The sequence below is a fragment of the Mesorhizobium sp. M0166 genome, from assembly GCF_040322255.1.
Classification (GTDB): domain Bacteria; phylum Pseudomonadota; class Alphaproteobacteria; order Rhizobiales; family Rhizobiaceae; genus Mesorhizobium.
Map to the genome: position 1 here is coordinate 69029 of NZ_JAMYTD010000017.1, position 12749 is coordinate 81777.

Annotated in this window: 18 protein-coding genes; 10 read left to right on the plus strand and 8 right to left on the minus strand. The window is 62.1% G+C overall.

The window, feature by feature from the left end:
- Positions 1 to 190 precede the first annotated feature (190 nt).
- From NKJ46_RS19305 to NKJ46_RS19325, 5 genes are all read right to left on the minus strand, one after another.
- Positions 191 to 487, minus strand: coding sequence for a hypothetical protein (locus NKJ46_RS19305; protein ID WP_352666522.1), 297 nt, complete (start codon positions 485 to 487; stop codon positions 191 to 193).
- Between the two features lie 87 nt (positions 488 to 574).
- A complete protein-coding gene (locus NKJ46_RS19310) occupies positions 575 to 1180 on the minus strand; it encodes an ATP-dependent Clp protease proteolytic subunit (RefSeq protein WP_254817374.1) in 606 nt (201 codons plus the stop codon).
- Positions 1181 to 1206: 26 nt separating this feature from the next.
- Positions 1207 to 1731: an SRPBCC family protein gene (locus tag NKJ46_RS19315; protein WP_352666524.1), complete on the minus strand. Its 525-nt coding sequence runs from the start codon at positions 1729 to 1731 to the stop codon at positions 1207 to 1209.
- Positions 1728 to 2042: an ArsR/SmtB family transcription factor gene (locus NKJ46_RS19320; protein WP_352666526.1), complete on the minus strand. Its 315-nt coding sequence runs from the start codon at positions 2040 to 2042 to the stop codon at positions 1728 to 1730. The genes NKJ46_RS19315 and NKJ46_RS19320 overlap by 4 nt, the downstream gene beginning before the upstream one ends.
- 82 nt (positions 2043 to 2124) lie before the next feature.
- On the minus strand, positions 2125 to 2514 hold the full coding sequence (locus tag NKJ46_RS19325; RefSeq protein ID WP_352666528.1) for a cupin domain-containing protein: 390 nt from the start codon (positions 2512 to 2514) through the stop codon (positions 2125 to 2127).
- 209 nt (positions 2515 to 2723) lie between these two features.
- Here NKJ46_RS19325 and NKJ46_RS19330 point away from each other — a divergent pair, with 209 nt between their 5' ends.
- Complete coding sequence (locus NKJ46_RS19330) at positions 2724 to 3236, plus strand: single-stranded DNA-binding protein (protein ID WP_352448761.1); 513 nt, start codon at positions 2724 to 2726, stop codon at positions 3234 to 3236.
- A gap of 123 nt (positions 3237 to 3359) precedes the next feature.
- The gene (locus NKJ46_RS19335; RefSeq protein ID WP_352666530.1) at positions 3360 to 3785 is read left to right on the plus strand and encodes an OsmC family protein; all 426 of its coding nucleotides are present in this window, start codon (positions 3360 to 3362) and stop codon (positions 3783 to 3785) included.
- 8 nt (positions 3786 to 3793) lie between these two features.
- Here NKJ46_RS19335 and NKJ46_RS19340 read toward each other — a convergent pair whose 3' ends face one another.
- Positions 3794 to 4423 (minus strand): MarC family protein, encoded by a 630-nt coding sequence (locus NKJ46_RS19340; protein ID WP_023674869.1) that lies wholly within the window; start codon positions 4421 to 4423, stop codon positions 3794 to 3796.
- A 74-nt stretch (positions 4424 to 4497) separates the two neighbouring features.
- Positions 4498 to 5028 carry a hypothetical protein gene (locus tag NKJ46_RS19345; RefSeq protein ID WP_352666532.1) on the minus strand — a complete coding sequence of 177 codons (531 nt, stop codon included), beginning with the start codon at positions 5026 to 5028 and terminating at the stop codon, positions 4498 to 4500.
- An 86-nt stretch (positions 5029 to 5114) separates the two neighbouring features.
- On the opposite strand from NKJ46_RS19345, the gene NKJ46_RS19350 reads away from it, so the two are divergent.
- Entirely contained in the window at positions 5115 to 5942 is an 828-nt protein-coding gene (locus NKJ46_RS19350; RefSeq protein WP_352666534.1) for a helix-turn-helix transcriptional regulator, read from the plus strand.
- Between the two features lie 148 nt (positions 5943 to 6090).
- Positions 6091 to 8877: a DNA gyrase subunit A gene (gyrA, locus tag NKJ46_RS19355; RefSeq protein WP_352666535.1), complete on the plus strand. Its 2787-nt coding sequence runs from the start codon at positions 6091 to 6093 to the stop codon at positions 8875 to 8877.
- A gap of 56 nt (positions 8878 to 8933) precedes the next feature.
- Here the strand turns inward: gyrA and NKJ46_RS19360 are convergent, their stop codons facing one another.
- A complete protein-coding gene (locus NKJ46_RS19360; RefSeq protein ID WP_254817366.1) occupies positions 8934 to 9086 on the minus strand; it encodes a hypothetical protein in 153 nt (50 codons plus the stop codon).
- A 196-nt stretch (positions 9087 to 9282) separates the two neighbouring features.
- Between NKJ46_RS19360 and coaD the strand changes: the two genes are divergently transcribed.
- The 6 genes from coaD (at position 9283) to NKJ46_RS19390 (ending at position 12744) form a co-directional block, all read left to right on the plus strand.
- Positions 9283 to 9783, plus strand: coding sequence for a pantetheine-phosphate adenylyltransferase (gene coaD / locus NKJ46_RS19365; RefSeq protein ID WP_352666537.1), 501 nt, complete (start codon positions 9283 to 9285; stop codon positions 9781 to 9783).
- A 76-nt stretch (positions 9784 to 9859) separates the two neighbouring features.
- Positions 9860 to 10450 carry a peptidylprolyl isomerase gene (locus NKJ46_RS19370; protein ID WP_352491575.1) on the plus strand — a complete coding sequence of 197 codons (591 nt, stop codon included), beginning with the start codon at positions 9860 to 9862 and terminating at the stop codon, positions 10448 to 10450.
- A 29-nt stretch (positions 10451 to 10479) separates the two neighbouring features.
- The gene (locus NKJ46_RS19375; protein ID WP_254817363.1) at positions 10480 to 10992 is read left to right on the plus strand and encodes a peptidylprolyl isomerase; all 513 of its coding nucleotides are present in this window, start codon (positions 10480 to 10482) and stop codon (positions 10990 to 10992) included.
- Positions 10989 to 11387, plus strand: a complete 399-nt coding sequence (locus tag NKJ46_RS19380; protein WP_352666539.1) for a hypothetical protein — start codon at positions 10989 to 10991, stop codon at positions 11385 to 11387. Before NKJ46_RS19375 ends, NKJ46_RS19380 begins: the two co-directional genes overlap by 4 nt.
- A 12-nt stretch (positions 11388 to 11399) precedes the next feature.
- Positions 11400 to 12485: a tRNA preQ1(34) S-adenosylmethionine ribosyltransferase-isomerase QueA gene (queA, locus tag NKJ46_RS19385; RefSeq protein WP_352666541.1), complete on the plus strand. Its 1086-nt coding sequence runs from the start codon at positions 11400 to 11402 to the stop codon at positions 12483 to 12485.
- Positions 12475 to 12744 carry a hypothetical protein gene (locus NKJ46_RS19390; protein WP_352448773.1) on the plus strand — a complete coding sequence of 90 codons (270 nt, stop codon included), beginning with the start codon at positions 12475 to 12477 and terminating at the stop codon, positions 12742 to 12744. The genes queA and NKJ46_RS19390 overlap by 11 nt, the downstream gene beginning before the upstream one ends.
- Positions 12745 to 12749 lie beyond the last annotated feature (5 nt).

Genomic DNA, 12749 nt, shown 5'->3' on the forward strand with positions numbered 1-12749 from the left:
TGCCGATCCCCACAACAATCAGAGACTGCTAGTCGGATCGTCGGCTGAACGCCGCGAAGCATCCGAAATGAAAAGCCGGCATGAAACTCCCGGCAATTTGGATTTCAGATCCAAGAAGCCCCGTCAGTTGCACAAGCAATGGCGGGGCTGTTCGTTTGAAGCGCACATTTGTGGTGCATACCAGGCGAACTTACCGGCTGGGGGGCCTGATCCCGCCGGTAGCGACGTCGATGGTTATGCTGCCGGAAATGCGAACGTCGGTATCGCCGATCTTGAACGTGCCGTTGCCGCTGCTTGGAACCGCGTCGTCTGGCTCAGGCTGCGGGGTAGGCTCGGCGATGCGATAGTCGCCGGTCACGCCGGGCAGGGCGCCCTTTTGCGAAGACGTCGAATTATCTTGGGCAAATGCCATGTCCACCAGCATGTTCGTGCCGGCCACGGTAGCGATAGCAAGGCATAACAGGCTGGATGAACGGCTGGCAGTCATCGCCGGAGTATAGTGCCGTGATAGCGGCAAGACCAGACCGATGGCGCTGAAATTGCAGGCGCCCGATCGTCCGCCGGCCCGGCTCGTTCATGCGGCCTGCTTGCGAGTGTCGAAAACATGGTCGACGAGGCCCCAATCCTTGGCCTCCTGCGCAGTCATGAAAAAGTCGCGGTCGAGCGTGCGTTCCACTTCTTCGTAGGTGCGGCCGCAATGGTGGGCGTAAAGATCGGTCATGCGCCGCTTGGTGCGAAGGATGCCCTCGGCATGGCGCTGGATATCGGAGGCTTGGCCCTGGAAGCCGCCGAGAGGCTGATGCAGCACGATGCTGGTGTTGGGTAGCGCGATGCGCCGCCCCGGTGTGCCGGCCATCAAAAGGAACGAGGCCATCGAGGCGGCGAAACCCATACAAACGGTGGAGACCGGGCAGCTGATATACTGCATCGTATCATAGATGGCGAAACCGCTGGTCACCACGCCGCCCGGCGAGTTGATGTAGAGCGAGACCTCCTTGTCGGGATTGTCGGATTCCAGCGACAGAAGCTGGGCGCAGACTAGCGCCGAGGTGCCGTCGTCGATCGGCCCGTTGATGAAGACGATGCGCTCGCGCAGCAGCCGCGAAAATATGTCGAAGGCACGTTCGCCGCGGCTCGACTGCTCGATCACCATCGGAACCAAATTGGCAAGGCCGCTCATTATTTTTCTCCGTAGGCTGATCGTGTTCAGGCCGCGCGCAGAAGGAGGCGCGGGGTGTTTGCGGCGATCTGCTTGTGCCTGGGAGCACGCGCTTCAAACGAGAGTCGGCAACCGGCGCATGCCATCGCGATCTCCGGCACTGCTGCCCGAGCAAAACCATCATGGACGATGCGCAGATGCGTGCCGCCGGAAACGGTGCGGTCGAGGGTAAAGGTGACGATGCTGTCCACTGGGTTGTCGCTCATTGGGCTGTCCAGGGGGCTGCCGGGCGGCACCTGCGTATCGCCGGGCGCCGGCCGCTCCCGCCAGGAATAGCGCAGCAGCCGTCCTGGATCTGCGTCGAGGATTTCGCACTCGATCGGCGCATTCGGCGCTTTAAAGGCAAAGCGGTTGCCGATTTCGGGCTTGATGTCGTTCGGCATCATCCAGGCCGCGAGCAGGTCCGGCACCGTCAGCGCCCTCCACACTTTTTCCGGCGGCTCGGGCAGTTCGCACTCGAACTCGATCTTGTCTGCGGCCATTTCCGCGCGTTCTTTGCCTCGGCTGGTCATTGGTCCATGTCCTTCAACACCGTCTTGAGCCTTTCGATGCGCTCTGGCCAGAACGCACGGTAGCGTTCGATCCAGCCGAGCAGCGGCGCAAGCCCCTTCGGATCGGCGCGGTAATAGGCGTTGCGGCCGGCCCGCCGCTCGATGACGAGGCCGGCGCCGCGCAGCACGGCGAGATGCTGCGATACCGCCGGCTGCGATACCGGCATGTCAGTGCGCAGTTCAGACACCGTCATCTCGCCGTCGGCGAGCCGCTCATAGACGGCGCGACGCGTTGGATCGGCCAGTGCCCGAAAAATGTCTGCTTCGATCATGCTAAAAGCATAAGTCGATACTTATCGGTTTGGCAAGTCGCGTTTCGAGGACAGGCAGTGTTTTTTTACGACGGGCGAGATTTTACAAACGCGTCGGAAGCCAGCGTCTCACCATGTCTGGAGATCCGTTAAATGTCGCCTCGAAAACGGGTGACGCGAGCACGGCACGGATATGAAGCAGTTCGGAGCCGACGTTTCGGAAGCCATGTTGCCTGTGCGCGGCAACAACAAGCGACTGTCCGGCAGTCAAGACGAGATGCTCATCATCGATCCACATCTCGGCCCTGCCGGCGATGACGGTAAGCACTTCCTCGACCGGGTGCCAATGTGTCGGGGCGCCAACCGTGGGTTCGACCCATTGTTCAAATATGCAAAGTTGAGTTGCGCCGTTGCAGGCCGAGACATGCATGCGGGTCTTTACTCCCGTTCGCCATTCTTCTTGCGGCTGATCGTCATGCTCGACCATCTTCATTGAGTTCGCCTCGATCTCAGGGTTCGTGGAAATTCGACGCCAGGACACTACTTGTTACTGACATCTATTGACAGTGCAGGGCCTTTAACCTAGAACGAATAGAGAACAAAAACCTTGTGGGAAAAGGCAGCCACATCAGGCAGGGATTATCCATAGCCTGTAAGGTGCAGCGACAAAATTTTGGTTTCGGATGAGCGCGGAGAAGTGTCATGGCGGGTAGTGTCAACAAGGTCATTCTGGTGGGCAATCTCGGGGCGGACCCTGAAATCCGCCGCCTGAATTCGGGTGACCCGGTCGTCAACATCCGCATCGCGACGTCGGAAAGCTGGCGCGACAAGACATCCGGAGAGCGCAAGGAAAAGACCGAATGGCACAATGTCGTGATCTTCAACGACCAGATCGCCAAGGTGGCCGAGCAGTATCTGAAGAAGGGCATGAAGGTCTATGTCGAGGGCCAGCTGCAGACGCGCAAATGGCAGGACCAGACCGGCAATGACCGCTATACGACCGAAATCGTGTTGCAGAAATTCCGCGGCGAGCTGCAGATGCTCGATGCGCGGGGCGAGGGCGGCGGCCAGGTCGGCAACTATGCCGGTGGTGGTGCGAGCCGCGGTTCCGATTTCGGCCAGTCCGGCCCGGGCGAAAGTTTCAATCGCGGTGGCGCCAACAAGGGCGGCGGCGGTGGTTCGTCGCGCGAGCTGGACGACGAAATTCCGTTCTGATTTCTCGGGGCGGACTGCCCTTGCGGCGAAAAGCGCCGGCATCTTGGCCACGAAATGGCGTCCCGAAAATCTGTCTTGGATTTTCGGGACGTTGTGCGTTTGAGCGGTGAAAGGACGTATCAGTTGAAAGCAAGGGTCAAATGGGTCGAGGAGCGCACTTTCATTGGCGAGTCCGCCAGTGAGCACAAGCTGGTGCTAGGCACTGCGTTTGGGCCGGAGGGCAAGACACCGGGGCCGAGCCCAATGGAACTGGTGCTGATCGGCACCGGCGGCTGCTCGGCCTATGACGTGGTCCATATCCTGGAAAAGGGGCGCGAGGCAGTTGAAGATTGTGTGGTCGAACTCGATGCCGACCGTGCAGAAGCCGATCCCAAGGTGTTCACCCGCATCCACATGCATTTTGTCGTCAAGGGCCGGGCGCTGTCACACGACAAGGTGAAGCGGGCAATCGGGCTTTCGATCGAGAAATACTGCTCGGCCTCGGCAATGATGGCCAAGACTGCCGAGATTACCCACGACTTCGAAGTCATTGAAACGACGGCGAAGTAGGGCAGCTCCTAAGTCGCCATCAGCGCCTTGATGCCGTCGGCGACGAACTGTACGGCGAGCGCCGCCAGGATGACGCCGAGCAGCCGCGTCAGGATCGAACGGCCGGTTTGGCCGAGGATACGGTCGATGCGCTCTGACAGCACGAACACCAGGTAAGTGATGACGAGGCAGATGGCGATGATGCCGACAAGGGCTGTCTGCGCGCCCAAACCCTGAAACGAGCTTGAGAGCAGGACGGTCGCCGAAATCGCGCCGGGACCGGCAATAAGCGGGATCGCCAGCGGAAAGGCGGCGATGTTGTGGATCATGTCCCTGGTGATGGCGACGTCGCCGATCTTCTCCTTGCGGTCCTGCCGGCGCTCGAACACCATTTCGAAGGCGATGAAGAACAGCAGAAAGCCGCCGGCGACGCGGAAGGCCGGCAGGGTGATGCCGAAGACCGACAGGATCGACGCGCCGGCGATTGCGAACAACGCCATCACCAGGAAGGCGATGACCGAGGCGCGCACGGAGACCTGGTTGCGTTCCTCGCGGTTCATGCCGCGGGTCACGGCGAGGAAGAGCGGCGCCAGGCCGGGCGGATCGATCGTCACAAGTATGGTGACGAAGGCGTTGAACAGGCTGTCGAAGCTCGGCATGCTGACCCTCCCCGCCGGCAATGCCGGATATCGGGATTGGTAGAGCAAAGCGGAGCCAGTGGAAACCGTGCGGATCACGGGCTCGCGGCGCGCCGCGCCAGGAACTCGACTTCGAGACGCCAGGTGGCGCCGTCGTCCTGTGAGCGTTCGCCCAGCCAGCGGAACGAATTTTCGGTGATGCGCGAAAAGCTCCAGCGCACAGCAGATCCAGTGCCGTCTGCGCCTTGCTGGATGATGGTGTCGCCCTCGGCACGGCCGAGCTGGCGGCTGTAGTACTGGCTGCGCGGATCGCTCCAGAAGATGTGCCAGGCGTCGACGTCGGGGTCGTAGACGCGCAAAGTCGTGCCATAAAAGGTCCATTTGCCGAGCGACGGCGAGGCGCCAGCGTCACGGGCGGGCAGAATCCATACGTCCTGGATGGCCCGGCCTTCGAGCACCCAGCCGAAATGCACCTCGCCGCGCCCGGTCAGCACCTGGCCGTCCTCGAGATGGCGCGTGGCGTCGAACGTCCAGGCGCCGACGAAGCGGCCGTAAAGGTTCAGTTTCTCGGCAAGGGCCGGTACGGGTCCATCGCTGTGCAGGGCCTTGGCAAAGGAATTGGACATGGCTTCGCTCTCATCTTGTCAGGAGACCGGCAAGCATAGAGGCCGACAGGGGTTCTGCGCTTGGGAAAAATTGCTATATTTCGGCGATGGCGACGAGCGCGCACAGGCTTGCGTCGGGCCGAGGCTGGCAGGTGTCGGATGTCATCTGCACCGCCAGCGCCGCCGACAGGCCATTCGAGGAGGAGCATCGGGATTTCTGCATTGCCGCCGTAACCAGCGGCACCTTCCGCTATCGTGCGCGCCAGGGCACGGCGATGCTGGCGCCGGGCGCGCTCCTGCTCGGCAATCCCGGCACATGCTATGAATGCGGGCATGAGCATTGCGCTGGCGACCGCTGCCTCTCCTTCCATTTCGGACCGGCCTATATGGAGCGGATCGTCGCCGACGTGCCGGGCGCGAAGACGCTCGATTTCGGCACGCCACGCCTGCCGCCCTCGCCGGCGCTGGTGCCGCTGCTCGCCGAAGCGGAGGCGGCGCGCGAGATGGCTGACACCGGCTCGTTCGAGGAACTCGCGCTGCGCATTGCCGGTGCAGCGGTAACAGCGGCTTGCAGCGCCACGGATCGGGGACGGACGCCGAGCCGCCGTGACCAGAAGCGTGTTGCCGAAGCGGTGCGGCGACTCGAACTCGATGCCGACCGGCCGATCTCGCTTGCCGAACTCGCCGACGAGACCGCTACCAGCCCCTACCATTTCCTGCGCACCTTCCGGCACGTCGCCGGCATGACGCCCTACCAGTTCCTGCTGAGAGCGCGGCTGCACAGGGCAGCCGTGGGGCTGCGGACGTCGGATCAGACGATTTCGGCGATCGCCTTTGCAGCGGGATTCAACGATCTATCAACCTTCAATCGTCGTTTCCGGCGGCTGATGGGCGAGGCGCCGGGTACTTATCGCGCCCGCCGGCGACGCCCGTGAAAGGGTGCCACGGCCATATCGTCGCAATTGGTTTATCCTTTTGAATTTGCCGCTAAAAACCACACTGGAAAACGGCCGCGATTGTTGGAGTTTCGGGCCGGCTTCCTATATAAGCACCAAGTGATTCCTGATTAGATTGTGATCCGATTTGACCGACCAAAAGACACCGCGCGGCGCCGACGGCGGCCCCACCGGCATCGAGCCGATATCCATCATTGAGGAGATGCAGCGCTCCTATCTCGATTACGCCATGAGCGTGATCGTCAGCCGTGCGCTGCCGGACGTGCGCGACGGCCTCAAGCCGGTGCATCGCCGCATCCTCTACGCCGCCTATGAGAGCGGCTATCACTGGAACCGCAAATATGTGAAATCGGCACGCCCGGTCGCCGACGTGATGGGTAAATACCATCCGCACGGCGACGCCTCGATCTACGACGCTTTGGTGCGCATGGCACAGGATTGGTCGCTGCGCGTGACGCTGATCGACGGGCAGGGCAATTTCGGCTCGATCGACGGCGATCCTCCGGCGGCGATGCGCTACACGGAATCGCGGCTGACCAAGGTCGCGCATGAGTTGCTGGAAGACATCGACAAGGACACCGTCGATTTCCAGGACACTTACGATGCGTCGGGCAGCGAACCGAAAGTCCTGCCGGCGCGCTTCCCGAACCTGTTGGTCAACGGCTCCGGCGGTATAGCAGTCGGCATGGCCACCAACATCCCGCCGCACAATCTGGGCGAGGTCTGCAACGGCGCCATTGCCCTCATCGACAATCCGGCGATCGACCTTCCGGCGCTGATGGAGATCATTCCGGGGCCGGATTTCCCGACCGGCGGCATCGTGCTTGGCCGTTCCGGCATCTACAGCGCCTATTCGACCGGCCGCGGCTCCATCGTCATGCGCGGCCGCGTCAACGTCGAGGCGCGCGGCAACGACCGTGAATCGATCGTCATCACCGAGGTTCCCTATCAGGTGAACAAGGCGTCGATGATCGAGAAGATGGCCGAACTGGTGCGCGACAAGCGCATCGAAGGCATTTCCGACATTCGCGACGAGAGCGACCGCCAGGGCTACCGCGTCGTCATCGAGCTGAAGCGCGACGCGGTCGCCGATGTCATCCTCAACCAGCTTTACCGCTTCACGCCGCTGCAGACGTCGTTCGGCGCCAATATGGTGGCGCTGAACGGCGGCAAGCCGGAATTGCTGACGCTGACCGACATGCTGAAGGCGTTCGTCGCCTTCCGTGAAGAGGTGATCAGCCGGCGCACGAAATTCCTGCTGCGCAAGGCGCGCGACCGTGCCCATGTGCTGGTCGGCCTTGCCATCGCCGTTGCCAACATCGATGAAGTCATCAAGCTGATCCGCACGGCGCCAGACCCGCAGACGGCGCGCGAGCAGTTGATGGAGCGTCGCTGGCCTTCGGGCGACGTGGAATCGCTGATTCTGTTGATCGACGATCCGCGCCATCGCATCAACGAGGACGGAACCTACAATCTCTCCGAGGAGCAGGCCCGCGCCATCCTCGAACTGCGCCTGCAGCGCCTGACCGCGCTCGGCCGCGACGAGATCGCCGACGAGCTGAATACGATCGGCGACGAGATCAAGGATTACCTGGACATCCTGTCGTCCCGCGCCCGCATCCAGCAGATCGTCAAGGACGAACTCATCGCCGTGCGCGACGAGTTCGGCACACCGCGCCGCACCGAGCTCGCCGAGGGCGGGGCGGACATGGAAGACGAGGACCTGATCCAGCGCGAGGACATGGTCGTCACGGTCAGCCATTCCGGCTACATCAAGCGCGTGCCGCTGTCGCTCTACCGGGCGCAGCGCCGCGGCGGCAAGGGCCGCTCCGGCATGTCGACCAAGGAAGAGGATTTCGTCACCCGGCTGTTCGTCGCCAACACGCACACGCCAGTGCTGTTCTTCTCCTCGCGCGGCATCGTCTACAAGGAAAAGGTCTGGCGCCTGCCGATCGGCAATCCGCAATCGCGCGGCAAGGCGTTGATCAATATGCTGCCGCTCGAACAGGGCGAGCGCATCACCACGATCATGCCGCTACCGGAGGATGAGACGAGTTGGGGCGAACTCGACGTCATGTTTGCCACCACGCGCGGCACCGTGCGTCGCAACAAGCTGTCGGACTTCGTCCAGGTCAACCGCAACGGCAAGATCGCCATGAAGCTGGACGAGGAAGGCGACGAGATCCTCGGCGTCGAGACCTGCACCGACAATGATGACGTGCTTTTGACGGCAAGTTCCGGCCAGTGCATCCGCTTTCCGGTCAGCGACGTACGCGTCTTCCAGAGCCGCAATTCGGTCGGCGTGCGCGGCATTGCGATGGCCGATGGCGACCGGGTGATCTCGATGGCGGTGATCGAGCATGTCGATGCGCCGCCGGCGGAGCGTGCCGCTTACCTCAAGCGGCTGGTGGCCGAACGCCGGCTCGCTGCCGACATCGCGGCCGGCGAGGAGGAAGAAATCCAGCTCACCAATGAAGAGGTCGGCGAAGAGGCGGAGCTGTCCGACGAGCGGTATGAATTCCTCAAGGCGCATGAGCAGTTCGTGCTGACGGTGACGGAATATGGCTACGGCAAGCGTTCGTCGTCCTACGATTTCCGCCTGACCGGTCGCGGCGGCAAGGGTATCCGCGCCACCGACGTCTCGAAAACGGCTGAAATCGGCCGCCTGGTGGCGACCTTCCCGGTCGGCAATGACGATCAGATCATGCTGGTTTCGGATGGCGGTACCGTTATCCGCGTTCCAGTGAACGGTATTCGTTTCGCCAGCCGCGCCACCAAGGGCGTTACCATTTTCAATACCGCAGAGGGCGAGAAGGTCGTTTCGGTGGAGCGAATTTCAGAACCGCAAGCGGATGAAGAGATCGAAGAGAGTGTCGATGCCGAAGGTGGGGAGTCTGACGCTACCGTCGAGTGAGTTTGCCACGACGACGCCAGCCCTATGGGCCGGCGCTGTGAAGAAACCCCCGCAATCTAGAAGTGGCGATAAGGCTTGCGGTTGCCGAAGCCTTCGAACCGCTTGGTATTGGCCTTGGCGCGGACGCGCTGTGCTTCCTGATGCAACCCGAATACGGTAGCGATCAGCATGGCGACGGTCATTGCGGTGGCGAGCATGTAGATCAGCATGTGCGTGTTCTCCTGCGCCTAACAACGATTAGATGGGTGTTTGGTTTCATCTTCTGCAGCTGCAACTTAGTGAACACTGCGTGAAGCCGTTGTGAGCGGCACATTCATCTGTCGTTCACGTCGGCCAAAAGGTTCATGGGGAGGGCCTGCCGATCGGATTTGCCTTTAGGGGAGAGGCTCGCTAGAAGCACCTGCCATGACCGAACGCATCGCCCTCTATGCCGGCTCTTTCGACCCGCTGACCAACGGCCATCTCGACGTGCTGAAGGCGTCGCTGGCCGTGGCGGACACCATCTATGCGGCGATCGGCATCCATCCCGGCAAGAAGCCGTTGTTTTCCTTCGAGGAACGGGTCGATCTGATCGAAACGGCAACGAAGGCAGAATTCGGCAGCGACGGTGCGCGCATCAAGGTTGTCGCCTTCGACGGGCTGGTCATCGACGCGGCCAGGAAGCATGGCGCGTCGATCATGATCCGCGGCCTGCGTGACGGTACCGATCTCGACTACGAGATGCAGATGGCCGGCATGAACGAGACCATGGCGCCGGAGCTGCAGACGGTTTTCCTGCCGGCCAGCCCTTCAGTGCGCACCATTACCGCCACACTTGTACGCCAGATAGCTTCGATGGGAGGCGACATCCGCCCCTTCGTGCCGGCGGCCGTGGCCGGCGCGCTCACCGCCAAATTCGCGAAATAAATGCATGTCACCCCAAAAGTGGAACCCGGCTTTGGGTAACGCCATGCATGAACGAAGATATTCGGAGAAAGATCCCATGCAGCTGAAAAAGCTTGCCTTCTTGCTTGCCGTGCTCGCCGGTCTTGTGACCGCATCCGTCTCGGCCTTTGCCGCCGATCCGGAAAACACCATGATCGTAACGTTGAAGGACGGTGACGTGACCATCGCGCTGAGGCCCGACCTTGCGCCGAAGCACGTCGCGCAGATCAAAAAGCTGGTGCGCCAGGGCGCCTACGACAACGTCGCCTTTCACCGCGTCATCGACGGCTTCATGGCGCAGACCGGCGATGTCAAGTTCGGCAACATGAAGAGCGGCTTCAATGCCGACGCCGTCGGCACCGGCGGCTCCGATCTTCCCGACCTGCCGGCCGAATTCTCCAGCACCGAGCACTACCAGCGCGGCGTGGTCGGCATGGCCCGCTCCGACGATCCGAATTCCGCCAATTCGCAATTCTTCATCATGTTCGCGCCGGCACCGCCGCTCGATGGCCAGTACACCATCGTTGGCAATGTCGTCAGCGGCATGGAGCTGGTGGACCACATCAAGAAAGGCGAAGCGGCGCAGAACGGGACGGTGACCGACCCCGATCGCATGATCAAGGTGCGTATCGCCGCCGACGGCAAGTAACCCCAATTGTTCAAAAGGATATTTCTGACATGGCCGAAATCAAGGACCGCGAGAACGCGCTTATCATGGACACGACCAAGGGCAAGGTCGTCATCGAATTGTTTCCAGACCTGGCGCCCGGCCATGTCGGCCGTATCAAGGAGCTGGCGCGCGAAGGCGCCTATGACGGCGTGGTCTTCCACCGCGTCATCGACGGCTTCATGGCGCAGACCGGCGACGTCAAGTTCGGCAATTCCAACAAGCCGTCTTTCGCGCCGTCGCGCGCCGGCACTGGCGGTTCCGACAAGCCCGATCTGAAGGCGGAGTTCTCCAACGCCAACCACGGCCGCGGTACCTGCTCGATGGCGCGCTCGCAGAACCCGAACTCGGCCAATTCGCAGTTCTTCATCTGCTTCGACGACGCCGCCTTCCTCAACCGCCAGTACACTGTATGGGGCCAGGTTATCGAAGGCATGGACAATGTCGACAAGATCAAGCGCGGCGAACCGGTGCAGGATCCCGACAAGATCGTGTCGCTCAAGGTCGCGGCCGACGTGAAATGACCGGCCGGGCTGTCGCGGCCATCGCATTTGTCCTCGTCGCGGCGGCCACACCGGCGCTGGCGACGGAATCGATCGTTTGCAGCGCCGACGGCGGCGCGGCATCGATCGACGTTTTGATGGGACACACGGCCGTCATTGCTGTGGCGCGTGTGTGGCTGGATGCCGGCGGCAAGACATGGACCACGGACGGACAGCCAGGCTCAACGAAAGTCATCGTTGGACAGGCATTCGAAGACGACGAGCGTATGCTTATCGACCTCACCGACGAAGGCATCAGCTCGATCGTCGCCAAGTTGCGGCTGGTCAAAGCCAGCGAGCAGTCCAGTTTCGCGATGGGCGGCACATTGAGTATAGACGGTGTTGGCGCCTGGGCGGTGAACTGCCCGGAACCTTGAGGCGGGGATTCCTTGCGCGTCGACCTTTTCGACTTCGATCTGCCGGAGGAGCGCATCGCGCTTCGCCCAGCCGAGCCGCGCGACAGTGCCAGGATGCTGGTGGTCAGGCCGGGTGAGGGGCTCGAGGACCGGACGGTGCGCGACCTGCCGGGCCTGCTCAAGGCCGGTGATGTGCTGGTCTTCAACGACACCAAGGTCATTCCGGCGCAACTGAAGGGCATCAGGCGGCGCGGGGAGGCGGCGGCGCAGGTCGAAGCCACGCTGCATATGCGGATGGCGCCCGACCGCTGGCTCGCCTTCATGCGTCCCGGCAAGCGCATCTCCGCCGGCGATCGCGTCCATTTCGGCCATGACGCCAATTCCTGCTTTCTCGGCCAACTCGACGCGACCGTGATCGAGAAGGGAGAAGGTGGCGAGGCGCTGCTCGGCTTCGACCTGTCAGGTCCGTTCCTCGACGAGGCGCTGCACGCCGTCGGCCACATTCCGCTGCCGCCCTACATCGCCTCCAAGCGTGACGACGACGAACGCGACCGCAGCGATTACCAGACCATTTATGCGAGGGAGGACGGTGCCGTCGCCGCGCCGACGGCAGGGCTGCATTTCACGCCGGAGCTGTTTGCGACGCTCGACCCCAAGGGCATAGAGCGCCGTTTCGTCACGCTGCATGTCGGCGCCGGCACTTTTTTGCCGGTGAAGGCGGACGACACCGCCGACCACAAGATGCACGCCGAAACCGGTTCGGTCAGCCCCGAGACCGCCGAGTCGCTGAATGCGGCGAAGGCAAAAGGAGGGCGCATTATCGCCGTCGGCACGACATCGTTGCGCTTGTTGGAGAGCGCGGCTGGCGATGACGGCAGGCTGGCCGCGTGGTCGGGCCCGACCGACATCTTCATCACCCCCGGCTATCGCTTCAAGACCGCCGATATGCTGATGACCAATTTCCATCTGCCGCGTTCGACGCTGTTCATGCTGGTTTCGGCCTTCTGCGGTTTGCAGACGATGCGCGCGGCCTATGCGCATGCCATCGAGAACCGCTACAGGTTCTATTCCTATGGAGACGCAAGTCTTCTGTTCAGGGAGGATAATGATGGACGATGACCTGGAAACCTTCGACCGCGAAGCCTTGATCGCCGAGGTCAGGAAACTGCGCGCCGGCATCCGCCAACACCGCGACGCCACCGGCCATGATCTGTGCTGGCATCATCCCGACCTGTGGTCGCTTTTGCCCGAAAAGACGGAGCCGGCGATTGCCGTGCCGCCGTGGCCAAAATTCATGCGCGGCTGCATCCGCTACCGGCAATCACTCGACAAGCAGGCTCCAGATGCGCCGGTATTCGACAAGGAGTTCGATGGCTAGGGAAT

What these genes read in the sequence shown, in the direction of transcription:
- NKJ46_RS19305 (WP_352666522.1), bottom strand. Translation starts at nt 487, where the DNA reads ATGACTGCCAGCCGTTCATCCAGCCTGTTATGCCTTGCTATCGCTACC.
- NKJ46_RS19310 (WP_254817374.1), bottom strand. Translation starts at nt 1,180, where the DNA reads ATGAGCGGCCTTGCCAATTTGGTTCCGATGGTGATCGAGCAGTCGAGC.
- NKJ46_RS19315 (WP_352666524.1), bottom strand. Translation starts at nt 1,731, where the DNA reads ATGACCAGCCGAGGCAAAGAACGCGCGGAAATGGCCGCAGACAAGATC.
- NKJ46_RS19320 (WP_352666526.1), bottom strand. Translation starts at nt 2,042, where the DNA reads ATGATCGAAGCAGACATTTTTCGGGCACTGGCCGATCCAACGCGTCGC.
- NKJ46_RS19325 (WP_352666528.1), bottom strand. Translation starts at nt 2,514, where the DNA reads ATGAAGATGGTCGAGCATGACGATCAGCCGCAAGAAGAATGGCGAACG.
- NKJ46_RS19330 (WP_352448761.1), top strand. Translation starts at nt 2,724, where the DNA reads ATGGCGGGTAGTGTCAACAAGGTCATTCTGGTGGGCAATCTCGGGGCG.
- NKJ46_RS19340 (WP_023674869.1), bottom strand. Translation starts at nt 4,423, where the DNA reads ATGCCGAGCTTCGACAGCCTGTTCAACGCCTTCGTCACCATACTTGTG.
- NKJ46_RS19345 (WP_352666532.1), bottom strand. Translation starts at nt 5,028, where the DNA reads ATGTCCAATTCCTTTGCCAAGGCCCTGCACAGCGATGGACCCGTACCG.
- NKJ46_RS19350 (WP_352666534.1), top strand. Translation starts at nt 5,115, where the DNA reads ATGGCGACGAGCGCGCACAGGCTTGCGTCGGGCCGAGGCTGGCAGGTG.
- NKJ46_RS19360 (WP_254817366.1), bottom strand. Translation starts at nt 9,086, where the DNA reads ATGCTGATCTACATGCTCGCCACCGCAATGACCGTCGCCATGCTGATC.
- coaD (WP_352666537.1), top strand. Translation starts at nt 9,283, where the DNA reads ATGACCGAACGCATCGCCCTCTATGCCGGCTCTTTCGACCCGCTGACC.
- NKJ46_RS19370 (WP_352491575.1), top strand. Translation starts at nt 9,860, where the DNA reads ATGCAGCTGAAAAAGCTTGCCTTCTTGCTTGCCGTGCTCGCCGGTCTT.
- NKJ46_RS19375 (WP_254817363.1), top strand. Translation starts at nt 10,480, where the DNA reads ATGGCCGAAATCAAGGACCGCGAGAACGCGCTTATCATGGACACGACC.
- NKJ46_RS19380 (WP_352666539.1), top strand. Translation starts at nt 10,989, where the DNA reads ATGACCGGCCGGGCTGTCGCGGCCATCGCATTTGTCCTCGTCGCGGCG.
- NKJ46_RS19390 (WP_352448773.1), top strand. Translation starts at nt 12,475, where the DNA reads ATGGACGATGACCTGGAAACCTTCGACCGCGAAGCCTTGATCGCCGAG.